The 23,888-nt window shown below is 57.4% G+C and carries 21 protein-coding genes, 1 pseudogene and 1 riboswitch; of the genes and pseudogenes, 13 read left to right on the forward strand and 9 right to left on the reverse strand.

Translation table 11 applies throughout. The annotated features are described in order from the left end of the window. Positions 1–140: 140 nt before the first annotated feature. From C5L39_RS09470 to C5L39_RS09480, 3 genes are all read right to left on the reverse strand, one after another. Complete coding sequence (locus C5L39_RS09470; RefSeq protein ID WP_123048672.1) at positions 141–1,403, reverse strand: TsoY family (seleno)protein; 1,263 nt, start codon at positions 1,401–1,403, stop codon at positions 141–143. A 287-nt stretch (positions 1,404–1,690) separates the two neighbouring features. Further along, positions 1,691–4,540 carry a leucine--tRNA ligase gene (leuS, locus tag C5L39_RS09475; protein WP_123048673.1) on the reverse strand — a complete coding sequence of 950 codons (2,850 nt, stop codon included), beginning with the start codon at positions 4,538–4,540 and terminating at the stop codon, positions 1,691–1,693. A gap of 39 nt (positions 4,541–4,579) precedes the next feature. Next, entirely contained in the window at positions 4,580–5,200 is a 621-nt protein-coding gene (locus C5L39_RS09480) for a DUF998 domain-containing protein (protein WP_123048674.1), read from the reverse strand. A 195-nt stretch (positions 5,201–5,395) separates the two neighbouring features. Between C5L39_RS09480 and C5L39_RS09485 the strand changes: the two genes are divergently transcribed. The 3 genes from C5L39_RS09485 to C5L39_RS09495 all read left to right on the forward strand — a co-directional run bounded on the left by C5L39_RS09485 (position 5,396) and on the right by C5L39_RS09495 (position 7,271). After that, on the forward strand, positions 5,396–5,854 hold the full coding sequence (locus C5L39_RS09485; protein WP_123048675.1) for a YbaN family protein: 459 nt from the start codon (positions 5,396–5,398) through the stop codon (positions 5,852–5,854). A gap of 58 nt (positions 5,855–5,912) precedes the next feature. After that, positions 5,913–6,031, forward strand: a riboswitch (SAM riboswitch). A gap of 114 nt (positions 6,032–6,145) precedes the next feature. Then, the gene (locus tag C5L39_RS09490) at positions 6,146–6,556 is read left to right on the forward strand and encodes a hypothetical protein (protein ID WP_126268753.1); all 411 of its coding nucleotides are present in this window, start codon (positions 6,146–6,148) and stop codon (positions 6,554–6,556) included. Between the two features lie 250 nt (positions 6,557–6,806). Beyond that, positions 6,807–7,271 carry a hypothetical protein gene (locus C5L39_RS09495; RefSeq protein ID WP_123048677.1) on the forward strand — a complete coding sequence of 155 codons (465 nt, stop codon included), beginning with the start codon at positions 6,807–6,809 and terminating at the stop codon, positions 7,269–7,271. Between the two features lie 81 nt (positions 7,272–7,352). On the opposite strand, the gene C5L39_RS09500 is transcribed toward C5L39_RS09495, so the two are convergent. Then, entirely contained in the window at positions 7,353–8,597 is a 1,245-nt protein-coding gene (locus C5L39_RS09500; RefSeq protein WP_123048678.1) for a dicarboxylate/amino acid:cation symporter, read from the reverse strand. 103 nt (positions 8,598–8,700) lie between these two features. On the opposite strand from C5L39_RS09500, the gene C5L39_RS09505 reads away from it, so the two are divergent. The 8 genes from C5L39_RS09505 (at position 8,701) to C5L39_RS09540 (ending at position 17,960) form a co-directional block, all read left to right on the forward strand. After that, complete coding sequence (locus C5L39_RS09505) at positions 8,701–9,162, forward strand: SdpI family protein (protein WP_123048679.1); 462 nt, start codon at positions 8,701–8,703, stop codon at positions 9,160–9,162. Positions 9,163–9,443: 281 nt separating this feature from the next. Continuing rightward, positions 9,444–11,009, forward strand: a complete 1,566-nt coding sequence (locus C5L39_RS09510; protein ID WP_123048680.1) for an anthranilate synthase component 1 — start codon at positions 9,444–9,446, stop codon at positions 11,007–11,009. Beyond that, positions 11,006–11,656 (forward strand): anthranilate synthase component II, encoded by a 651-nt coding sequence (locus C5L39_RS09515; RefSeq protein WP_123048681.1) that lies wholly within the window; start codon positions 11,006–11,008, stop codon positions 11,654–11,656. The genes C5L39_RS09510 and C5L39_RS09515 overlap by 4 nt, the downstream gene beginning before the upstream one ends. Beyond that, a complete protein-coding gene (gene trpD, locus C5L39_RS09520) occupies positions 11,656–12,684 on the forward strand; it encodes an anthranilate phosphoribosyltransferase (protein ID WP_123048682.1) in 1,029 nt (342 codons plus the stop codon). The genes C5L39_RS09515 and trpD overlap by 1 nt, the downstream gene beginning before the upstream one ends. Beyond that, positions 12,674–14,107, forward strand: a complete 1,434-nt coding sequence (trpCF, locus tag C5L39_RS09525; RefSeq protein WP_123048683.1) for a bifunctional indole-3-glycerol-phosphate synthase TrpC/phosphoribosylanthranilate isomerase TrpF — start codon at positions 12,674–12,676, stop codon at positions 14,105–14,107. Before trpD ends, trpCF begins: the two co-directional genes overlap by 11 nt. A gap of 25 nt (positions 14,108–14,132) precedes the next feature. Beyond that, positions 14,133–15,389, forward strand: coding sequence for a tryptophan synthase subunit beta (trpB, locus tag C5L39_RS09530; RefSeq protein ID WP_123048684.1), 1,257 nt, complete (start codon positions 14,133–14,135; stop codon positions 15,387–15,389). Between the two features lie 2 nt (positions 15,390–15,391). Then, entirely contained in the window at positions 15,392–16,231 is an 840-nt protein-coding gene (gene trpA / locus C5L39_RS09535) for a tryptophan synthase subunit alpha (protein ID WP_123048685.1), read from the forward strand. A gap of 1,384 nt (positions 16,232–17,615) precedes the next feature. Next, positions 17,616–17,960 (forward strand): Rieske (2Fe-2S) protein, encoded by a 345-nt coding sequence (locus tag C5L39_RS09540; protein WP_123048686.1) that lies wholly within the window; start codon positions 17,616–17,618, stop codon positions 17,958–17,960. Between the two features lie 11 nt (positions 17,961–17,971). Here C5L39_RS09540 and C5L39_RS09545 read toward each other — a convergent pair. After that, positions 17,972–19,087: pseudogene (locus tag C5L39_RS09545) on the reverse strand (NADH:flavin oxidoreductase/NADH oxidase). Between the two features lie 32 nt (positions 19,088–19,119). Here C5L39_RS09545 and C5L39_RS09550 point away from each other — a divergent pair. Together C5L39_RS09550 and C5L39_RS09555 are read left to right on the forward strand one after the other, a co-directional pair. Then, positions 19,120–20,103: a bile acid:sodium symporter family protein gene (locus C5L39_RS09550; protein WP_123048687.1), complete on the forward strand. Its 984-nt coding sequence runs from the start codon at positions 19,120–19,122 to the stop codon at positions 20,101–20,103. A gap of 277 nt (positions 20,104–20,380) precedes the next feature. After that, positions 20,381–20,701 (forward strand): hypothetical protein, encoded by a 321-nt coding sequence (locus C5L39_RS09555; RefSeq protein WP_123048688.1) that lies wholly within the window; start codon positions 20,381–20,383, stop codon positions 20,699–20,701. Here C5L39_RS09555 and C5L39_RS09560 read toward each other — a convergent pair. Genes C5L39_RS09560 through C5L39_RS09575 form a run of 4 tightly spaced genes read right to left on the reverse strand, consistent with a single transcriptional unit; the run spans position 20,698 to position 23,875 of the window. Beyond that, positions 20,698–21,060, reverse strand: a complete 363-nt coding sequence (locus C5L39_RS09560) for an AzlD domain-containing protein (protein ID WP_123048689.1) — start codon at positions 21,058–21,060, stop codon at positions 20,698–20,700. The two genes, C5L39_RS09555 and C5L39_RS09560, sit on opposite strands and share 4 nt — an antisense overlap. Then, positions 21,060–21,767: an AzlC family ABC transporter permease gene (locus C5L39_RS09565; protein WP_123048690.1), complete on the reverse strand. Its 708-nt coding sequence runs from the start codon at positions 21,765–21,767 to the stop codon at positions 21,060–21,062. The genes C5L39_RS09560 and C5L39_RS09565 overlap by 1 nt, the downstream gene beginning before the upstream one ends. Then, the gene (locus C5L39_RS09570; protein WP_281270231.1) at positions 21,767–22,378 is read right to left on the reverse strand and encodes a YqgE/AlgH family protein; all 612 of its coding nucleotides are present in this window, start codon (positions 22,376–22,378) and stop codon (positions 21,767–21,769) included. Before C5L39_RS09570 ends, C5L39_RS09565 begins: the two co-directional genes overlap by 1 nt. A 12-nt stretch (positions 22,379–22,390) precedes the next feature. Then, the gene (locus C5L39_RS09575; protein WP_123048845.1) at positions 22,391–23,875 is read right to left on the reverse strand and encodes a CCA tRNA nucleotidyltransferase; all 1,485 of its coding nucleotides are present in this window, start codon (positions 23,873–23,875) and stop codon (positions 22,391–22,393) included. Between the last annotated feature and the right edge of the window lie 13 nt (positions 23,876–23,888).

A 23,888-nucleotide genomic window follows, 5' to 3' on the forward strand; every position in this document is an offset into this window, starting at 1 on the left:
GAACAGAAAACCCCGCAGGAGTCACGCTCGTTCATATGCGTGGCTCCGGCGGGATTTAGGCCGGGATAAGTGCTGGCAGATCAATATCGACTGCCTCAGAAGTCCGGAAAACCGGAATCCAGGAAGCGTCGATCGACGTTCTAGGCCTTAACGGAAGCCTCAGCTGGGGCAGCAGCCTGCTCACGCTGGGCACGAGCGAAAGCGCTGACGCCTGAGAGCTGGTTACGAAAGAGCGTCACTGCCAGTCCGAGGGTCATCAAAGCCACGACAGCCACTACCGCCAAGTAGAGGTAGTACGCGGCGGAGAAGGCTTCAATTAGACCGTTGTTGACCAGGCCGACCTTGAGGAAGAACATCGACAAAACACTGAGCGCGACGCCGGGGCAGACCAGGGTGAAAGCCGCCGGTGAGGCAGTCTCACGACCGAAAACGAATTCACGGTAGAAGCCATTGCGACGCATCACCATGTGGCCCAGGCCAAGGAAGGCCAGCTGGCTCATGATGACCGCACCCAAGATTGCCATGACATAGACCGAGGTAGAAGCATGCTCTTGGGCTCCGGCCGGGCCTAGATCAGCGAGTGTCTGCAGTCCGTGGCGGTCACGCAGGAAGGTGATTGCCAGCAGGGTCATCATTGGAACTGGCAGCCACAAAGTGGCGGAGTTCTGCATCGAGAGGCCGTAACGCATCATGCTCAGAGCGCCGATCGGCATGAAGATCGACAGCAGCAGGACAGAGATGATCCCGAAGAAGAGAGAGCCCAGTAGACCAACGAGAACGATCCAGGTCTCGGTGCTCATTGCGGCCGGTGCGGCAAATCCGACGGCGACCATGGCGAAGGAGAAGGCTGCGAGCAGCTGGTTCATGCCGCCGTTAGCCTTGAAATCAAAGCCGGCAGCGATAACGCGACGCAAGTAGATCGTCATGAAGTAGATAGCCAAGACACCAACGGAGCCGTAGGCGAGCAAGGCAACCGGCATAAGCGCGGGCAAAATAGTGCTCAAACCTGGGATCATTGCCATCGCGGCAACAAAGAGGCCATTGATGCTCATGCCTAAGGTCAGCGGGATCGCCATCATCGTGACCTCGGCGTTCGAGGAACGCAAAGCTTGATAAGCCTTGGTGCCACGGTAGATCTTCAGTTCGCGGAGGTTCCAGAATAGGAGAGCGAAGTGAATGAGCAGCATCAGGCTCATCCCGATGTACCCGACGACAATCGCGGTTCGGATAAACGCGCTGCCGGTGACATAGGCATCGCGGATCGTCTCATAAGAGGGCATGATTTGGCCCGGGTGTGGGGTGATGTGCATAAAGACCATGAAGAAGAACACGGACATGCCACCGAAACCCAGGGCTGCGAGGAAATAGAGGGGCGAGTACTTCTCGCCGAGATTCTTGATCATCGAGGTCTCTCTTTCTAAGGGGGGATCTCCGGCTATTTCATACCCTAGGGGGTATGCCCAAAAGAGCATAGGGCCTCAGAACGGCAAGATCTACCCACATACCCCCGGGGGGCACTGTGTGGAGCTCGCTCCTCCACTGCCCAGTTCACCCCTTACCCCCAGGTAAACGCCGTCCCTCACCGAGAGCTCACTCCCCAAGATCCCAAAAAGTGCCGCTGAGCAGTTCAATTGCTCAGCGGCGTCGATCAGGCGAGTGTGCCAAAGTGAGTCGGCGTCCTCGGGTAGTGCTATTTGACGACCAGGTTAACCATCCGCCCGGGCACCACGATCTGCTTGACCAGGTTCTTGCCTTCCAAATGGGACTCAACATTCGGCTCGGCGAGCGCCTGAGCGATGATCGCGTCCTTATCCGCATCGGCTGGGACCATAATGCGGGCGCGGACCTTGCCATTGATCTGCACGGGCAGCTCGATCTCATCATCAACCAGCCACTTGTCCTCGTAAGTGGGGAAGGGGGCGAAGGTGATGGTCTCGTCGTGTCCTAACCGCTTCCACAGCTCTTCGGCAATGTGTGGGGCCACCGGTGCCGCCATGATCGTCAGCGGCTCTACCGCGGCCAACGGGACCTGCTTGGGATAGGTCTTGGTCAGATAGTTGACGTACTCGATGAGCTTGGCCACCACGGTGTTAACTCGGAGGTTGTTGTAATCATCGCGCACGCCTTCGATGGTGCGGTGCAGGTGCTTATTGTCCTCATCACTGAGTGCTGCATCGGTGGTAACCACCTCACCGGTTTCCTCATCGACGATCAGGCGCCACATTCGCTGCAGGAAGCGCTGGGCACCAACAACATCCTTGGTGGCCCAAGGCCGCGAGGTATCCAACGGACCCATTGACATCTCATAGACACGCAGGGTATCAGCGCCGTAGTTGTCGCAAATATCATCCGGAGCCACGGCATTTTTCAGGGATTTGCCCATCTTGCCGTACTCCTGGGTGACCTCTTCGCCCTCGTAGTAGAACTTTCCGTCCAGCTCTTCTACCTGCTCGGCCGCAACGTAAACGCCTCGGGAGTCGGTGTAGGCGAAGGCCTGGATGTAGCCCTGGTTGTACAGGCGACGGTAGGGCTCTACCGAGCTCACGTGTCCGAGATCAAAGAGCACTTTGTGCCAAAAACGCGCGTAAAGCAGGTGCAGCACGGCATGCTCCACGCCACCGACGTAGAGGTCGACGCCGCCGCAATCGCCGTCGAACTGCGGGCCGGTCCAATAGCGCTCGTTTTCAATGTCACAGAGGGCGTCTTCATTGGTCGGGTCAACGTAGCGCAGCTGGTACCAGGAGGAACCTGCCCACTGCGGCATGACGTTGGTATCGCGGGTATACATCTGGGGGCCATCGCCCAGGTCAAGCTCGACCTCAACCCACTCGCGGGCCTTGGCCAGCGGCGGCTCCGGCCGAGAATCTGCATCCTCCGGGTCATGGGAGACCGGCTGGTAGTCGGCTACCTCCGGCAGCTCAACGGGGAGCATCGATTCCGGCAGTGCGTGCGCGCGACCCTGAGCGTCATAGACGATCGGGAAAGGCTCGCCCCAGTAGCGCTGACGAGCAAAGAGCCAATCGCGCAGTTTGTATTGGATCTTCTCCTGGCCCAATTCGGCAGCGACTAGCCACTCGATGGTCTTCTCGATGGCCTCCGTCTTAGCGAGGCCATTGATATCCAGACCCTCCGCATTCGCCGAGTTCACGGTCAAACCAGAGTCGGTATAGGCCGCCTCGGAAACGTCTCCTCCGGCCACGACCTCAATGATGGGCAGTCCGAAGGCCGTGGCGAACTCGTGGTCACGAGTGTCGTGCGCAGGCACTGCCATGATCGCGCCAGTGCCATAACCGGTGAGTACATAGTCGGCGATGAAGATCGGTATCTGGGCGCCATTGACTGGATTGGTGGCATAAGCGCCAAGGAATACGCCAGTCTTGTCCTTGTTTTCCTGGCGTTCCAGATCGGACTTGGCGGCAATCGATGCCCGGTAGGCAGCTACCGCCTCGGCCGGAGTGGAACCGGCACCCTGCCAGCGCTTATCGACGCCGTCGTAGGAACCGCTGCCGCCGGCCACGAGGGTGTCGACAAGCTCATGCTCCGGAGCCAGGACCATGTAGGTGGCGCCAAAAAGCGTGTCGGGGCGGGTGGTAAAGACGGTGAGCGCGTGTCCCTGGGCATTGAAATCAACCTCTGCGCCACGGGAACGACCAATCCAGTTGCGCTGCATGGCCTTGACCTTCTCCGGCCAATCCAGCAGCTCAAGGTCATCGATGAGGCGGTCCGAGTAGGCGGTAATGCGCATCATCCACTGCGAGAGCTGCTTGCGGAAGACAGGGAAGTTGCCGCGCTCCGAGCGTCCGTTGGAGGTGACCTCTTCATTGGCCAACACCGTGCCCAAACCGGGGCACCAGTTGACCATGGAATAAGAGCGATACACCAGGCGGAAATCGTTGACGGCTGCTTGCTTATCGACGTCGTCTAGCTCCCGGTAGTCCAACCCGTCCTTCGTGGACATCTCGCCGGCTTCTAGCAGCTCGATCAGCTCGGCGATGGGGCGAGCCTTCTGAGCCTGCTCATCGAACCAGGAATTATAGATCTGCAAGAAAATCCACTGAGTCCAGCGGTAATACTCCGGATCGGTGGTAGCTACCGAACGTCGGCTATCGTGCCCCAAACCCAGAGCACCCAACTGGCGGCGCATGTTCTCGATATTGGCCATCGTGGTGGTGCGCGGGTGAGTACCGGTCTGGATGGCGTACTGCTCGGCCGGCAGGCCGAAAGAGTCATAGCCCAACGTGTGCAGGACGTTTTTACCCAGCATCCGGTTATAGCGGGCATAGACATCGGTGGCGATATAACCCAGTGGGTGGCCAACATGCAGGCCGGCACCAGAAGGGTAGGGGAACATATCTTGAACGAAGAGCTTGTCCTCCGGCAGCGTCTCGCCATCAGCAGGAGCAAGATCGCCGACTGGGTTCGCGGCGTTGAACGTGCCGTTATCTACCCAGTGCTGCTGCCAAGTCTTCTCGAGCTGATTGGCCAACTGCGGGGTATAGCGGAAGGCGGGGGAGGAGGAGTCAGTCGTCGGGGTCGTCATGGTTAGCCAGTCTAGTAGGAGCCCGCTCAAACTCCCGGGTCAGGATCGCGGGCGAGGATGACCAAAGATGGCGGCCAGGGCAACCCACAGGGTGGAAGGCCAAATAACCAGTCGCTCAAGCAGTCCGTCATAGGCCTGGGTGCCCGCATAGAGGGCCAACCAGAGCCCGGCACAGAGCCCAATAATCGCAAAACCGTAGCCGACCCGCGACACCCAACCCTGTAATTGGATAGCGCCGGCTAGTACCGCCAAGGGCATCGAAAGATACAACGGCGTGGTGACAAATAGGTGCCATTCAGGACTGACATCCAAGGGGATGAGTCCACTGGCCATCGTGCTCATCCCGGTTACGAACCACAACAGACTGGCCCAATAGGAAAAACCCTTCGTAAACCGACCGACCAGAGCAATGCCCAGCATCGCCATCCCAGAGACAACCAGCGAACTATTGAGTAGCAGGTGCTCAGGAGAGCAGACTGGGACCACGTCAAGGGGATAGACGATTGAGGTGCAGGTGGTCGCTCCCAAATGACTAATGGTGTTGCCCACCCAGTCATAGGCCGGAGTGAAACTGGCAGCAGCAATAAACTCCCCGACGACGGCGAAGAACATCAGTAGGGAAAAGCCGAAAAGTGTCATTCGGATAATGGTGGGATTCATGGCTGCCTCACCCGAGCGGAATCAATTAGTACACTGGACAATACTATAATTGGCTACTTATGCATATCCCAGACAATAGTGAAATCATATCGGATTGATTTAATTCCGCAGACAATCACCGACACATCTACACCGAATGCCTAGCACTCCACCATGACCCTAATAGTTCTACAACTTTCGACGTAGTCTGAAGATGTGCTCAAGTCACTGCTCATTGTCGGCGGCTCGCTGAGCTTCATCCTCGGCGCCGTGGGAATAGTGCTGCCCATCTTGCCCACCACCCCGTTTTTCCTCCTCAGCGCCTACTGCTTCGCGCGAAGCTCAGAGCGCCTGTTTAATTATCTAATCAACCACCGAGTTTTCGGCAGCTACATCTCGAACTACTACCACCACGCCATGACGAAAACGGACAAGATCCGCACCCTCAGCCTCCTGTGGTTAGGGATGGGGCTGTCCATCCTGCTGATCGGGCAGCTCATCCCTGCCCTGATCCTGCCGCTCATTGCCGCGGCGGTCACCGTCCACATTCTGCGCCTGACGCCTCGACCAGAGAAGATGCCCGACACTGGCCCGGACACCGCCGACCCGGCACTCTCCACGCCTGCCGCAACGACCGCGCACACGACGCTCCTCAAGTCCGAAACAGGGAGTTAGGCGCCCACCAGAACCCCAACTAGACAGCATGGTCTACTTGAGGTAGTATTGCTTCTTAGATCCAGAAGATCAGCGTTTTAAAGCCCCCTGACTTGCTGACTGGCAACCGTGTCTCGCACAACGGTGCCCTCAGGGGAAGATCTGCTCCACCGAGACCTTGGTGGAGAAAGATGCGATACCCAGGAGATAGCTTCCACTATGCGCCCAGACTGCATCCGGTACACACCCGGACATAATATTCACTGGATCCAAGCCTTTTCCATGCACAAAAAAGCTGGATGGATCAAACATGTGGAGATTCTCACTGTTGAGCCCCACTGGCTGACCGTTCTCATCGACGGAAAAATCCAACGTGGCTGGGTTCATGATGATGACCATCTCCAGCGGTTTTACCGCATTTGGCGACAGACGATTGCGGTTAATCCTGATCCCGAGCTTGCCGATCCAGAGTTCTTCTTAGCTATCGAAGACCCCCGCGAACGCTTCCGCTACCTGCATGCGCCATCAGCGTACGGTCTGGTGCTCCAGCATTCCAATGGCCTCCTAGCTTTCAGCCACTCTGGCGCTCGCAGATGCCTGTACCCAAACTGGAATGGCCCCGATCGGTGTACCACCAAAGAGCAAGCCGCCCAACGTGTCAGCATGAAGGAACTCGGCGACGGAATGATTCGATTCTCGCCCAAAACTAGGCCCGCAGAATAGAAAAGCCCACCCCACGCCAGTCAATGACTATGCGTGGCGCAGCTGGGGGAGCGCGTGAATAAGCGGGGTGTTAGAACTCCTCCGCAACGCCCATAGCTCCCCAGAAGATCAGCGTTTCTTATAAAAGCCCCCTGCTTGGCACCCGCGTCTCATACCACCGCGTCCCATACAACGGTGTCCTCAGGGGAAGATCTGCTCCGCCGAAACCTCGGCGGAGAAAGATCCGATACCCAGGAGATAGCTTCCGACCATGCACCCAAACTGCATCCTTTACACACCCGGACACCATGTTCACTGGCTCCAAGCCAATGCCACGTACAAATATTCTCGATGGATCAAACAAGTAGAGATTGTCGCTGCTGAGCCCCACTGGCTGACCGTTCTCATCGACGAAAAAATCCAACGTGGCTGGGTTCATGATGATGACCATCTTCAGCGGTTCTACCGCATGTGGCGACAGGCGACAGCGTTTAATAGCATTCCCGAGCCAGCTAATCCGGAGCTCTTCCTAGCCATCGAAGACCCCCACGAACGCTTCCGCTACCTGCAGGCGCCAACAACCATCGGGCGAGTGCTCCAGCATTCCAATGGCGCTCTATCGCTCAGCCACCCTGGCGCTCTGAGCTACCTCTACCCAAACTGGGATGGTCCCGATCCCTGCCTCACCAAAGAACAAGCCGCCACAAAGCAGCAGAATGAAGCAGCCGAAAGCTAAGCCCACAGAATAGAAACAACCCGCCCCACACGAGTCAAAGACTGTGCGGGGCGGGGTGGGGGCGCGTCGATAAGCGGCGGTTTAATCCTTCTCCGCAGTGCCCATAGCGGCATCGAGATCGATGCGCTCATCGTCATCTTCCGCGACGGTGGCCGGGATCTTGCCTTTGGCAAACTTGTTGACGATCAAAGCGATGGCACCATCACCGGTGACATTGGCAGCGGTACCGAATGAGTCAATCGCGATATAGGCGGCGATCATCAAGGCCACCTGACTGTCATCAAATCCCAGCATGGAGCTGAGCAGACCAACGGCCGCCATGATGGCGCCACCAGGGACACCCGGCGCGGCGATCATGGTCACACCGAGCATGAGGATAAAGCCGATAGCTAGGGCGGGGGAGACCTCGATGCCTGCCATAAAGACGATGGCGAAGGCGAAAAGCCCGATCTTCATCATCGAACCGGCCAAGTGGATCGTGGCACCGAGCGGGACTACGAAACCTGCCACATTGGGCTCCACGCCATTGCGCCGTGCGCAGGCATAGGTGACCGGAATCGTGGCGGCGGAAGAGGACGTGCCCAATGCGGTGGCATAGGCAGGAAGCATGTTTTTGAAGGAGACGAAGGGGTTTTTCCCAGAGATTGCACCAGCCACGGTGAACTGGAAAGCGATGAATAGGAAGGTCATGATCACTGCCAAGATCAGCACCTTGCCAAAGGCTAGGGTCGTCTCCGCAAGATTGCCGTTCATCCCCAGCGATAGGAACATGCCGAAAATGAACACCGGCAGGAGCGGGATAATGAAGGCGGCAATGACTTTCATAATGACCCGTTCGAGGTCGCGAGAAGCTTTGTAGATGGTGTCAGATTTAACCGTTGTCATGGCCAAACCAACGGAGAAAGCCAGCAGCAGGGCCGTCATGACTTCAAAGGGCGGCGGCATCTGGATCTCGAAGTAGGGCGTAAGCGCACCTTCTCCAATATCAACAGCATCGACCATGGATTGATCAGCCAGCAACCAGGGGTAGACCGCAGTAGCGACACCGTAGGCAACCAGACCAGAGAGAATCGTAGAAGTGTAGGCAATTCCGGTAGTAATACCGAGCCACTTTCCAGCCCCGCGCCCCAGTCCGGCGATGGCCGGCGTGATCAAAGCGAAGATCAGGATCGGTACGAAAAACCCGAGAAAATTGCCGAAGAGACCGTTGAAAGTGGCGAATACCCGTCCTAACCAATCCGGGAAGAAAAAACTGCAGATGATGCCAAGGATGATCGCGATGAGCACCCTAAATAACAACGACGATGAAAGACGCTTGAGGTCCATGGGGCCTCTTTCCTGTGTGCTGGGATCTGTCAGAAATCAGGGTACTCCCAGGCTCAGCCCGGTCAGGGCTAAGTGCTAAAAACCATCGGGTTAGACTAAACACATGACCATGATCGGCATTATTCTGCTTATTCTCGCCGCGGGCCTACTCGTCCTCGGCGCCCTAGCTTCGACGAAGAAGCTGCCTGGCAACCCCGTGGTGGGATTGCGAGTACCGGAGGTCCGGAAGTCTCGAGAAGCTTGGGATACTGCCCATGCCGTCGCCGGTCCCTTCTGGCTGGTGGCGGGAATGGCGCTCGTGTTCGGTGGGTTCTTTGCCTTCATCGCCAGCGGTTGGTTGTGGGTGCTGCCAGCCGTCAGCCTGCTCTTCGCGGTTGTGGCTGTGAGCTTCGGCGCCAATACCGGAGCCCGGATGGCGGTGCTCTATGACAGCCAGGCGGCCGAGGAAGCTGAAGGATGTGGCGACAGCTGTAATTGTGGCGGCGAGGAACCAGAGCAGGCCCCAGCACCACAGGTCGACCTGGAAGCACTTCGCCGGGCTGCCGATGCAGCAGACCGCCCCTAAGAGGTGCCCCTGTAAGTTGCACTTCCCGTATTCCGGGATTAACGTTTCACTTTGTGAACAACTCTCCTTCCTCCCGAAGCACCAATTGGTGGTGGCGCGCTTAACTGGCGTGCCACGTTTGTTGCAACAACCTCGGCCCGCCAGCTTCTTTCCGAAGCGCCGCGGGCCTTTTTTGACGGTCCACACCCCAGGAGTGCACAGCCCCTGGAACCGGCGCAGAGGATTTAAGGCACTAAAGCCGATCATCATGCCCGCTTCCCAGGAAAGGCCAGCACACCTCGATGAGCTCCCCGACCGTTATCACCCGGCAGGTCCGGTATCACGCCGATGCCTCCGGACTGTTCGCCCACATCGGTGGCACGGCCGCACAGGATTCCGTGCTGCTCGAGTCCGCCGACATCACCACTCGCTCCGGTATCTCCTCCGTAGCCGTTCTCGCGGCTTCTTTGCGGCTAAGCTGCAGCGGCCAGAGTGCCACCGCCCAGCCGCTGACCGAGTCGGGTGAGATCTTCACCCAGCGGTTGAACCACCAACTAGCGCAGTACTCAGAAGGCGAGAATTCTTTCACCTTTCCGGTCTCTGATGCCGTCGATGAACGTGAACGTCTCACCGCGATTAGCTCAATTGAACCGCTGCGGGCGTTGACCCGGGATGCTGGCTATGAAGACCCCACTCATATTCTTCCGATGCTCACAGGCGGCATCGCCTTCGATTTTCTAGAGACTTTCGAGCAGCTGCCCGAGGTGGCACCGGGGATTAATTCCTACCCGGATTATCAGTTCATCCTCGCGGAAATCGTGCTGACGATTCACCATCAATCGCAGACCGCCACTCTCACCGGAGTCACCGCTACCGACCCGGCTGAGCTCGAGGAGCAACTAGAAAAACTCAGTGAGCTTATCGACGCCGCCGAGCCCGATAGCAAACATGCCTACCGAGCCACGGAACACCCGGGGGAGACCTTGGAGGTAGTCGCCGATATTCCCGATGAGAAATTCCGCCGACAGGTCGGAGAGCTCAAGAGCCATATCTATAACGGCGATATCTACCAAGTTGTCCCGGCTCGCACATTTACCACCGAATGCCTCGATGCCTTCGCTGCCTACCGCCAGCTGCGTGAGACTAATCCGAGTCCGTATATGTTCTACCAACGCGGTCTCGATGCCGAGGGGAGAACTTATGAGCTCTTCGGTGCTTCACCCGAATCCAATCTCAAATTCGACTCCGCCTCCCGCACCGTCGAGCTCTACCCGATCGCCGGTACTCGCCCCAGGGGATTGAACCCAGATGGCACTGTCAATCACGAGCTCGACATTCGCTCGGAATTAGAACTGCGCACCGATGCCAAAGAGATCGCCGAGCACACCATGCTGGTAGATCTTGCTCGCAATGATCTCGCCCGAGTGGCGGTGCCTGCTACCCGCCGGGTAGCCGATCTACTACAAGTTGATCGCTACTCACGCGTCATGCACTTGGTCTCTCGAGTCACTGCCACTCTCGACCCAGAGTTGGACGCCCTCGATGCCTACCGGGCATGCATGAACATGGGCACCCTCAGTGGGGCGCCGAAGCTGCGCGCGATGGAGCTGCTGCGCGGCGTCGAAAAGCAACGCCGCGGATCCTACGGGGGAGCGATCGGTTACCTCCGAGGCAACGGAGATATGGACAACTGCATCGTCATCCGCTCGGCATTTGTGCGCGATGGGGTAGCGGCAGTCCAAGCCGGTGCAGGCGTAGTCCGTGATTCCAATCCGCAGGCTGAGGCCGACGAGACTCTGCACAAGGCCTACGCCGTGCTCAATGCCATCGCGTTGGCCGCCAATTCCACCCTGGAGGTCATCCGATGACTCACATCGTGCTCATCGACAACCATGACAGCTTCGTCTACAACTTGGTCGATGCCTTCGCTGAAGCGGGCTACCAATGCACGGTATTCCGCAATACCGTGGCCATCGAGGAAGTGCTGGCCGCGCAGCCGGACTTGATCTGTCTATCACCTGGCCCCGGCCACCCACGAGATGCAGGCACCATGATGGATCTCATCGAGCAGACGTTGGGGGAGATCCCACTGCTGGGAATCTGCCTTGGCTTCCAAGCTCTGCTGGCGCATCACGGTGGCACCGTCGAACCTTGCGGGCCGGTGCATGGCGTATCCGTACCGATGGAGCTGACCGAGGCTGGTGCCCAGCATCCCATCTTCGATGGCCTCACCGTGGATGCTGGGCCGGATCTTCCCGGAGTGACCGGACACTTGGTTCCGGTGGCGCGCTACCACTCTCTGGGCTGCGTTTCGACGCCGCTCGAATTTGTCTCCTTGGCGACCACCTCGACCGAAATTGGCGACGTCGTGATGGCTGCAGAGACTGCCCAAGGCACTGCGATCGGCCTACAGTTTCACCCAGAGAGCGTTCTTAGCCCCAAAGGCCCGGTCATGCTCAGCCGATGTATTCAGCAATTGCTGACCTCCACAGAAGAGAAGAAAGGCGCCAACTAATGACTAGCTCCGACACCCTCACTACCCTGATCCGCTACCTGGATAATCCCACTCCAACTGTGGAGGAGGCCGTCGAGGTCTTCACTCCAATGACCATCGGCGACTATGACGACGTCCATATCGCCGCGCTGCTGGCGACCATCCGTACCCGTGGTGAAACCTTCGCTGATATCGCTGGCGCCGCTCAAGCCTTCCTCAATGCCGGACGCCCCTTCCCGGTCTCGGGCAAGGGTGTGCTCGATACCGCTGGCACTGGTGGCGACGGCGCAAATACCATCAACATCACCACTGGAGCTTCCCTCGTGGTCGCCGCTGGGGGACTGCGAGTGGTCAAGCATGGCAACCGTTCGGTCTCCTCCAAGTCCGGCTCGGCCGATGTGCTCGAGGCCCTGAATATCCCATTGGATCTGGATCCCGAGCGGGCTGTTCGCCAGGTCGAGGCTTCTGGTTTTACGTTCCTATTTGCACCGGCTTATAACCCAGCGATCGCTCACGCGCAGCCGGTGCGCAAGGCGTTGAAGGTACCCACGCTGTTCAATGTGCTCGGCCCATTGCTGTCGCCGGTGCGTCCTGAGTTTCAGATTATGGGTGTCGCTAACCCGCAACAGGGCCAGATGATTGCCGAGGTATTCCGGCAACTGGGCCGTTCGCGGGCACTAGTAGTCCACGGCTCCGGCACTGATGAGATCGCCGTCCATGGACCCACCATCTTCTGGGAGCTCACCGAGGATGGGTCGATTGAAACCTATGAGCTGACCCCCGCGGAACTCGGTGTCGAGCAGTGGGATCTGGCCGATCTGGCCGGCGGCGACGGGCAGGACAACGCCCGTCATATGCGCGCTATCTTTGATGGCACCGGACCACAGGCACACCGCGATGCTGTCGCGGTTAATGCCGGAGCAATGTTCTACATCAGCTCTCAGGTAGCGACCCTCCGAGAGGGCACGGAGCTAGCGCTCAAGCTCATCAATGACGGCACCGTCAAGCAGTGGTTGGCCAAACATGAGGGGATTGATTATGGCAAATAGCAACCTGCCGACCGTCCTAGAAGGAATCGTCGAAGGCCGTCGTGGGCACCTGGCCGAGATCCGGGCACGGATCGCGCATGTGGACACCGAAGCACTTGAGCCATCGACCCGCTCACTCTATGACTCCCTCAGCCAACAGGGGAGGGGAGGCAATAACTTCATCATGGAGTGCAAGTCCTCTTCCCCCTCGCTCGGGATGATCCGAGAGCACTATGAGCCAGGCGCCATCGCGCGGGTCTACTCTCGCTATGCCGCGGGCATTTCCGTGCTCTGCGAACTCGATAGATTCGGCGGCGACTATGACCATCTGGCCACTGTTGCCTCCTCGACCCATCTGCCGGTTCTGTGCAAAGACTTCATTATCGACGCCGTCCAAATCCACGCCGCCCGCTACTTCGGCGCCGATGCGATCCTGCTCATGCTCTCAGTACTCGATGATCTCGAGTACGCCGCGCTAGCTCAGGTGGCCGCCGAACATGGTCTCGATGTCCTTACGGAAGTAATCGATAAGGAAGAGCTCGAGCGCGCTCTCCGGCTTGGAGCTCACATCATCGGTGTTAACCATCGCAATCTCCATGACTTGAGCATCGATCTTGGGCGCTCGGGGCGGTTGGCGGCCTTGGCCCCGGAGGACACCGTGGTGATTTCCGAGTCCGGCATTCGGGACAACGAGACGGTCCGACAGCTCGGTAGACATTCCAATGGCTTCCTTGTGGGTTCACAGTTGACCAGCCAACCGGACGTCGACGCCGCCGCCCGCCGCTTGGTCTTTGGGCCCAATAAGGTGTGCGGGTTGGGCTCAGCGAGCGCCGCGCAGAGCGCTCGGGCAGCGGGAGCTACCTATGGTGGACTCATCTTTGAAGAGGGTTCTCCGCGCAATGTTTCACGTGAAACCGCGCAGAAGATCATCGCGCACGAACCAGATTTGAACTACGTCGCGGTTTCCCGCCGAACCTCCGGCTACTCCGAGCTCATGCTCGAAGGAGTGACTGCGGTCCAAATTCACTCCTCCTACCAAGGTTCTGTGGAAGCTGAACTCGAGCTGATTTCCGCAGTGCGCGCTGAGCTTCCCGAAGATATCGACGTGTGGCGTGCGGTCTCCATGACTACAGAACACGGCCCGGCACTAGCCGAAGCTCTCATCGCCCAAGGCTCGGTAGATCTCCTCGTACTCGATGCTGGCGACGGCGGAACCGGCACATCCTTCGACTGGTCACGGATCCCCAACGCCGTCAAACAGCAGAGCCTGCTGGCCGGCGGGTTGGGTCCGGATAACCTCGAGAAGGCGCTCGCCGTCGGCTGCCACGGCCTTGATCTCAATTCTGGAGTGGAGTACCCCTCGAGTGCCGGGCAGTGGGCTAGGCGTAAAGACGCCGGGTCACTACGCCGAGCCTTCGAAACCATCCGCCGCTACAGCTACTGACAACATCCACCAAAGGATAAATCTCATGACTGACAACCAAGCCCGCGACGGGGGAGCGACCCTCCTTCCGGCCTACTTCGGTGAATTCGGCGGCCAGTTCGTTCCCGAATCATTGATCCCTGCGCTCGACCAACTTGAGCAAGCCTTCGTCGATGCCCAGAATGATCCTGCCTTCCGCGAGGAGCTGGCCGGCTATCTCCGCGATTATCTCGGCCGACCAACGCCGCTTACCGAATGCGCCAACCTCCCCGAGGCTGGCCAAGGAAAGGGCTTCGCACGCATCTTCCTCAAGCGCGAGGACCTCGTGCACGGTGGCGCACACAAGACCAACCAGGTTATTGGCCAGGCCCTGTTGGCCAAGCGGATGGGTAAAACCCGCATTATCGCCGAGACTGGCGCTGGCCAACACGGCACTGCGACCGCACTGGCGTGCTCCTTGCTCGGCCTGGACTGCGTGATCTACATGGGCGCCAAAGACGTCGAGCGCCAGCAGCCCAACGTCTACCGAATGAAGCTCATGGGGGCCACGGTGATCCCGGTTGATTCCGGTTCCGGCACCCTCAAGGACGCTGTCAATGAGGCATTGCGCGATTGGACTGCTACCTTCCACGAGTCGCACTATTTGCTCGGTACGGCAGCTGGCCCGCACCCCTTCCCGACGATTGTGCGCGAGTTCCACAAGGTCATCTCCGAAGAAGCCAAAGCCCAGATGCTCGAAAGAACCGGCGGTTTGCCGGATCTAGTCGTAGCCTGCGTTGGTGGCGGATCCAATGCCATCGGCATGTTCGCTGACTTCTTAGGTGATGAAAGCGTCGAGCTCGTCGGCGCGGAGCCCGCCGGTCTGGGGATGGATTCCGGCAAGCACGGAGCGACCATCAGCAACGGCCAAGTAGGCATTCTGCACGGAGCCCGGAGCTATCTCATGCGTACTGCCGAAGGGCAGGTTGAAGAATCCTATTCCATCTCAGCTGGCCTCGACTACCCGGGCGTTGGGCCCCAACATGCCTATCTCCATGACACTGGTCGTGCCACCTATGTCGGGATTACCGATGCTGAAGCACTCGAAGCCTTCCAGCTACTTTCTCTTCGGGAAGGCATCATTCCCGCACTCGAGTCCTCACATGCCTTGGCTTATGCCCTCAAGCGTGCCAAGACAGCAGAAGAAGACGGCGAGCACATGACTATTCTCGTATCCCTCTCCGGACGGGGCGACAAGGACGTCGACCATGTCCGCCGCACTCTCTCGGAGCATCCCGAGCTCAAGCTGAAGGAAGACAACTAGCCATGACTCAACGCTATGAAAAGCTATTTGCCACCCTCTCCTCCCGCAACGAAGGTGCCTTCGTACCCTTCATCATGCTCGGAGATCCGACCCCCGCCGATGCGCTAGAGATCATCACCGCGGCTGTCGCAGCTGGTGCCGACGCTCTCGAACTAGGCGTGCCATTCTCCGACCCGGTGGCCGATGGCCCTACCATTCAGAAGTCACATATCCGGGCCTTGGACAGTGGGGTCACCGTAGACGATGCGCTCGCTCAGATCAGAGTTATTCGCGAGGCATACCCAGACCTGCCCATCGGCTTGCTGATCTATGGCAACGTGCCCTTTGCCAGGGGAGTGGACACCTTCTATCGCGAGTTTGCGGAGGCAGGGGCCGACTCAATCTTGATTCCCGATGTTCCAGTTCGGGAAGGCGCTCCCTTCGCGGCCGCAGCCGAAGCAGCGGGAGTCGACCCGATCTTCATTGCCCCGGCACAGGCCGCCGAGAAAACCCTTCAAGGCGTAGCCGCTCATTCCAAGGGCTATATCTATGCAGTTTCCCGAGACGGCGTCACCGGTACCGAGCGTGAATCTTCCGTCTCCGGCCTTGCCGAAGTAGTCAACAACGTCAAGCGTTTTGGGGGACCGCCGATCTTGCTCGGTTTCGGAATTTCATCCCCGGCACATGTGCGTGATGCCATCGCCGCTGGTGCTGCCGGAGCAATCTCCGGCTCAGCCATCACCAAGATCATCGATCGCTACGTCGAAGGGGAGCATCCTACTCCAGGACATATTCCCGACATGGCCGGATTGAAGGCAGAACTTAGCGAATTCATCTCCGCCATGAAAGCTGCCACCACATAGTTCTCGGTAGCCAATTTTGCGCCCGCCGAGCAGTGAGGGATTCTCTCACTGCTCGGCGGGCGCTTTCTCATGTTTCGCTACGAGGTGCTAGATTCCGCCCAGCCTCGAGGGAGATGTTTCACGTGAAACGTGCTTGTTTCGTGTTAAGGAATTGGAATAGGGCCATTCTTCTGATCGAGCGTGCTCTTGGTGCGATGAATCTAGCGACCAAAACAGTCCGCCCATTCGCCGCCACTTAGGTCAGGTCTTTCCGAGAATCATACGTTCCTGCATGGCCGGAAACCGCCACGGCCTTTCCATACTGGACGGGTAGCCCACGCTAGACCCGCGAGGAAAACAGTGCCTAAGCCACCACCAGGGGAGGAGCAACTGACGTCTTCTCCACTCACCGCTTGTTCGCTGACGATGGAAGCGTGAAACCAAAAAGCAATGAGGCCTACTCCGGAACCTGACCTCATAGTCGAATCTTCACACCTTCCCACTAGGCAGAGTGACAGCAATCTTCGACACCTTTAGCTCTAGCGCCTATTGCGGCCGGCGCATCACTCGCCCTCACGACAACACTCTCGCAGAATCACAACATAGTCAGCAGTATCTTCCACACACTCAAGACCTGCCGCCACGCCCCCTCGAGATATGCTCGGTCTCCTACATTGGGCCGTCCACCCAATGGGCCTAGACCACGAGGCCCCTATTCGACGTCTCCCTTTGCGCTATCAAGTTTCACGTGAAACATGGATCAGAGCATTCACTACTCCCAGAAGGACGAAGCTACTCAGCTAGGACAGATTCAGGCTGGGGCTAGCTAGATTCCACAAGCTGCCGATTATCGCCTGGCACCTATTCAAAGCTAACGAGCAGGGTGACCCTTAGTTAGGGGATCAAGGAGCACTCAACGGGGGAAGTCGATTTGATATAGGGGTTTAGTATGACCAATAATGGCCAGAACGGAACGCCTCAGTAGGGCTATTTACATGGACTATAATAGTCACAGTGACTAAATTAGAGGCCAGCTTGATATGACTCGATACCGCCCACCGATCATCGCCAACTAACATATTTGAGCAGGCTTTGGCAGGCTTGAGCAGATGTGCCGGTAGCGGCAAGGCATTAGTTTTAATTCAAAATGATAGGCAAATTCCAGGATTTGAAACACTCTTAATATTCCTGGATGCACAGCATGATCGTTGGAGATAAAGATCTGCTTTTCAGATAGTCACTATCGGCAATAGTGGGAGTGCCTTATCATTTATTAAACAAATGATATGGAAAGAAACTTTCTAGCTAATCAGGCATTTTCTTTGTCCCGAAACTGCAGGTGAAAGGGCATAATGGGATTATGCCTGAAATATCTTCTTCCAAAGACATCTCGTGTAATCGCCGAATGTTCCTGCTCGGCACGGCTACCACTTTCGCCGGCGTGTTCCTAGCCGCCTGCGGATCAGAGCCACCCGTGGAAATAGCAGCCACCGAAATTCCAATCGGTAGTGCTGTCATCATCGACAACACTATCTTCGCACAGCCCTCCGAGGGAAATTTCGTCGCTTACTCTACCGTCTGCCCCCACCAGCGTAACCCTATTACTGAGGTCGAAGGCAACACCGTTCGCTGCACCGTCCATGACTCAGTCTTCAATATCGCCGACGGTTCGGTAGTCTCCGGCCCCTCCCGAGATCCTCTAGTGGGCAAACAGGTAGAAGTCTCCAGCGATACCATCACCGCCAGCTAGCTAGGACCTCATCACCAAAAAGCTCGACTGTAGGACGGTGGGTTGGGTAGTTCATTCTTGCCCATCCCCAGCTCATGTCCCGCCCGCAGCGGCCAGACCGGATCCTTCAATGCCTGACGTCCAATCAAGACAGCATCGGCTTGGCCCTGCTCCAGGATGCTCAATGCCAGCTCCGGGCCTTCGATCATTCCGACATCAGTAGTGGGGATACCAGTCCGACGGCGAATCTCCTCCGCAAATGAAACCTGATAGCCGGGCCCGGTCGGGATCTTGACTTGGTCCGCGCCACCGGTGCTCACATCAATGAGGTCGGCCCCTTGTTCCTTGAGCAGGTCAACTAGTTCCACGGACTGTTCCAGATCCCAAGCAGGCCGGTCTTCCACCCAATCGGTTGCTGAGAGCCGTACCAATAGCGGCATGCCTTCGGGAAGCACTCCACGAACTGCAGCAACCATGGCCCAAATCAGTCGGGCCCGATTGGCAAAAGACCCGCCCCCATTGATCCTGTCGATGGTTTGCCAGGGGAGTGAGGAACTGGTGCAGGAGGTAACCATGCGCGGCATGGATTTCCACGAGGTCGACACCGGCATTGACGGTGCGTTGGGCCGCAGCAGCAAACTGACCTGGAATCGCTTCGATTTCTTCGGGCGTCAATTCGCGAGAGGCGGCCCGGCCATCGTTGGCCACCGCCGAAGATCCTACGGTCACCCAACCATCGTGGCTAGGAGGAAGGGTCTCGGTGTCATCCGCTGGGTGATACCCGGGCGACTCTGGGACCATCGAGCCTTTGCGCCCCGCATGATTGAGTTGGATTCTCATCGCGGATCCTCGAGCATGAACGAAATCAACAATGCGAGCCCAGGCTCGCTCTTGCCGGTCATTCCACAGACCAGTACATAGGGCAGTGATCCTAGCCTCGGGGACAATGCCGGCGACTCGGTGATAATCAGCCCGAAACCACCGGCTGCGCGTGCTCCGTAGTGGACAAAATGCCAGTCTTCGGGTGTTCCATTGCCATCAAAGGCATGGTACTGACACATGGGCGGAAGCCAGATGCGGTTAGAAATCCGCAGATCGCGTAGTTGCAAGGGCTCAAATAACCTATTCACCAAATTCAATATAAGCATTTTTCTAGCGGCCAAAATCGTAGACTCAGGGAATGCTGTCTCGACTCAAGCGCCCAGATCCGCTCATCGTGCTCATTGTGCTGGCCGCAGTGATTGCCCTTATCGCCCCTGCCAGGGGAGACTTCGCTGACTGGTTCTCAGTGGCCACCAACCTCGCCATCGCACTACTCTTCTTCCTCTACGGCGCCCGCCTATCTACTCGTGAGGCATTCAACGGACTCCTGCACTGGCGGCTCCACCTCATGATTCTGGCATTCACCTTCCTTGCGTTTCCCCTTATCGGATGGGCATTACAGCCCATGACCTTGATCATTCCTGAAGAGCTCTACCTCGGAATCCTCTACCTAACGTTGGTTCCATCTACGGTTCAGTCCTCAGTGGCTTTTACCTCGATCGCCAAAGGCAATGTTGCTGGAGCGATCGTTGCAGCCAGCGCCTCCAACCTGGCTGGAGTGTTCCTCACTCCATTATTAGTGATGGCGTTTATGTCTGCCGGCGATGGGATTACCGTAGATTCCCAGGTCTTTATCGATATCTCTCTGCTCCTACTTTTGCCCTTCATCCTCGGGCAGCTCCTGCAAAAGTGGGTAAAGGGGATCGCTGCCAACAAGGCCACCAAAATTGTCGACCGTGGCTCAATCACCATGGTTGTCTACTCGGCCTTCTCCGCTGGTGTAGTCGCGGGTGTCTGGCAAACAGTGACCGCAGGAGAGATCATCTTCCTCATCGTCTTCTCCTGCGCCCTAGTCGTATTTATGTTGTGGTTGACCAGATTCACTGCCCAGCGCTTGGGATTCAATGATGCAGATATGAAGACGATTCAATTCTGTGGCACCAAGAAATCACTGGCGACAGGCTTGCCCATGGCGTCAGTCATCTTCGGTGGCGCCAGTTTGGGTTTGTTAATCCTGCCGCTGATGATTTTCCATCAGGTGCAGTTGATGATCTGTTCCTGGCTCGCTGCCCGTTATGCCCGTAGCGCCCAAGAGGGCGAGCAGGAGCCAGCCATCGCTTGAAATGCCTTGCCCCGAAATGGAGTAGGGGAGCTGCCGGCGAGGAGCGCTAAGCATCGGGCTTCATCTCGGACGATCTCCCTCACGATGTCCCTCCTGCCGAATATCGATAGCTAAAGCGGCCGTACCGAATCGAAAGCGCGATGACGTGAGTGTGAAGGGATAGCCACGTGAGGGCCTAGCTCCTCAGAGTTGACTACGACACCTTGAGTAGAGGATCCCCGCCCATACTCGAGGCAAGGGACATCCTGGGTTGCCCTCTCGGAGAAAAGCAAGCACGATGTTTCACGTGAAACAAATCATTCATATTCGTATTGACATGACCATTCCCGGCGCAGGCTCTGTCACCCATATAGCCGAGCTCGAGGAGATCGATAGCAGCACCTGCACCATGCTCCGGATCATTGAGCTCGATCCTTCAGAGAGGATTCACGGCGCAGCAACCCAAAGCTCCAGCGTCGGAATGCCGAATAAGCCGAGCAGCACCGTTCCGCACCCAGATACCTACGCAGACTTTCCAGACATCAAGTCCCGCCCGCTCACCGCAGAAGAGTTCGAAGGCCTCTGGGCTGAAGCCCTGGCGGCATTCCCGGAACTCTAAAAAACTAGGTTCACCAACACCAGATACACCACGGTTCCACCCAGAATGGACAGGCCGGAATCCCTCCGCAGCCAATGCAAGCCTAGGGTAGCGACAACTGCGAGGAGTGCAGCATAGATGCCACCAGGGGCCGCTGATTGTCCCGACAGTGTGTAAACAACCAACACCACCATCACGCCCACTGGCATCATCCGACCCAGGAGTCCAAACAAGTCACTGCCCTTAAGTGCACGGACGAAACCAAAGGGCAGCCACCGCAGCGCCACAGTCACCAACGCGATGGGCACTAACACCGCGAGAGTGCCCACCAGGCTCACTCCCTCCGGCAAGCCGTACTCAGCCAGGATCGACACTCGCATCAGAGCTTCAACTCCAGCTTCCGGTCTAAACCAGGGGAAAAATACCTGGCGATCAACACCAAGAAGTAGGCGCTCAAGGCCACCATGAGTAATTGGCCGGGGATGATTAATGCTCCTAGAACGGCCAACCCGCCAGCAATCAACGGTAGGGAAAGGTCCCGGTTATTCTGGAAAGTCTCCCAAGCCAATACGACAAACAAGGCCACCAAGGCGAACTCCATTCCTTGAATGCTCGAGGGAATAACCTCACCGACCACCGCCCCCACGATGCCGGAGAACACCCAAACAGACTGGCAAAATACCTGAATCGACAGCAGGCGGGAGCCACTCAGCGATTCCGATGATCGCGCCGAAACGATGGCGTAGGACTCATCGGTCAGGGCATAGGTGGAGTAGGCACGTCCCAAGCGAGAGCGAATTCGGTCCCGTGGAAAAGTCAGCCCATAGAAGATATGGCGAAAGTTCACCATGAATCCGGTAATCGCCGCGGACACCGGACCAACACCAGCAGAGACCAAGTTGATGGCTAGAAACTCCATAGAACCGGCATAAATGAGGATCGAGAAGATCGGCGCCCACCACCAAGCGAAACCGACCTGGGTCATCAATAACCCAAAGGCTAATCCCAAAGGCACCAGCCCCAAGGCCACCGCCCAAGCATCGTGGATGCCCTCGCGGATCTCCGTGAGGGTCAATCCACGACCCATTAGTTGTCCACCAACTCCGCAGGGAAGGTGGAAAATAGCGGCAGGGGCATCTGCTGGCGACGCATCACATCGCCCCAGAGGTCAACGGAGCCAGGGGCAATGACATCAGTGGGCAAAGCGGGGGCAACAAACCAATCGCCGCGCTCAATCTCTTCTGCCAACTGACCCGGCGCCCACTCAGCGTATCCAGCAAATAGGCGGATACCTTCAACCAACTCCGTGATGTGTTCCGGATCAACTCTTAAATCAATATGAGCCAGCCGGTTAGCCAATCGCTTCAGCTCCGGCACATCAGCCGGGTCAACTCCGGCCTTAGTCATAGCCAAGCCAACAACAGACTGTTGGTTGAGTGGCCCACCGATATAGAGAGCCTGAGGTTTAGCCACGGCTGGCAGCCACTCGGGCATAACGTTAAATACCGCCACATCACTGCGTGATACGAGGTTGACTCCGAAAGTGAGGTATTCATTGTGCTCAATGATCAGCACAACGCTGCGCGCAAATTCCTCCGACTCCGTCCCTGGGGCAGCAACCAGTAACATCCCCGGTTCTGGCGTGTTGCGCTCAAGAGCGTTGAACATACGGTCGGCGTAGAAATCAAAATCAGACACGCTGCAACCTCTCTAGGAATCTTCTTCGGGCTTGTGCCCCTGTAACTGTTCAGCTTCCCACCACGTGTGCAGTTGTGCAATTGCTTCATCACGTTCAAGAGGACCGCATTCCAGCCTGAGCTCTTTGAGGAAGCTCCATGCACGACCGACCTCTGGGCCGGGGGAAAGACCGAGGATCTTCATAATCTCATTGCCATCAAGATCCGGACGTACCCGGGCAAGATCCTCCCGCGCGCTCAGATCCGCAATGCGTTCTTCAAGGTGATCATAGGTGCGCTGCAAGCGGGCAGCTTTTTTCCTATTTCGGGTCGTCGAATCCGCGCGCACGAGTTTGTGCAATCGAGGCAGCAACTCCCCAGCATCATTGACATAGCGCCGCACGGCGGAATCAGTCCACTGGCCCTCACTGAAACCATGAAAACGCATGTGCAAATAAATCAGCTGGCTGACCTCGTTGATGATCTGCTTGGGGTACTTCAAAGCGCGGAGGCGTCGGCGGATTAGCTTCGCTCCGACGACCTCATGATGATGAAAGCTCACTCCACCTTCGGGCTTAAACTCCCTGGTAGCAGGCTTACCGCAGTCATGCAGCAAGGCTGACCACCGTAGAACCAAATCTGGACCATCATCTTCACGATCCATAGCCTGACGTAGCACCTGCATGGAATGGGCATAGACATCCTTATGCTGGCGATGTTCATCTTGAGTCAGCTGCATTGCCGGTATTTCCGGGAATATCCGCTCAGCGATGCCAGTGTTGACCAACAAGTTTATGCCCGTCCACGGGGCAGCGCCCAACATGAGCTTGTCCAATTCCACTTGGATCCGCTCAGCAGTGATCCGGGAAATCTCCTCGGACATCTCAGTCATGGCCTTTTTCACTCGCTCAGCCACCCCAAAACCTAGCTGGGAGACAAAACGGGCCGCACGCAGCATGCGCAATGGATCATCATGGAAGGAGATCTCTGGAGCAGCTGGAGTATCGAGTCGACGGTGAACAATATCGTCCAAACCACCGACTGGGTCATGGAAGCTAGCAAGCATCTCACCGTTGACCATCGTCAGCTCAACTGCCATCGCATTCGCTCGGAAATCACGGCGAATCAAATCCCCCTCAAGGGTATCGCCGTACATCACCTCAGGATTCCGAGAAGCGCCATCATAGGTATCGGAGCGGAAAGTAGTGATTTCAATCTGCTGTCCATACTTATGAGCGGAGACGGTACCGAAATCAATTCCGGTGTCCCACACGACTTCTGCCCACGAGTCCAAGATTTCTTTAACCACCTCCGGTCGCGCCGGGGTAGTGAAATCAAGGTCGTTTCCTAAGCGGCCTAAAACCGCATCCCGAACTGATCCACCGACCAGATAGAGGGAAAGACCTCGCCGCTGAAACTCACTGGCCAACTCGCCAATTACGGGTTCTAGGCCAACGATTGTCTTCTCAGCCTGCGCCAGTAAAGCCAGGGGTGTCAGGTCGGAAGCGGCATCGAACATCTCCGGGGAATTC

It is taken from the genome of Corynebacterium alimapuense (assembly GCF_003716585.1).
In the GTDB taxonomy this organism is placed as follows: domain Bacteria; phylum Actinomycetota; class Actinomycetes; order Mycobacteriales; family Mycobacteriaceae; genus Corynebacterium; species Corynebacterium alimapuense.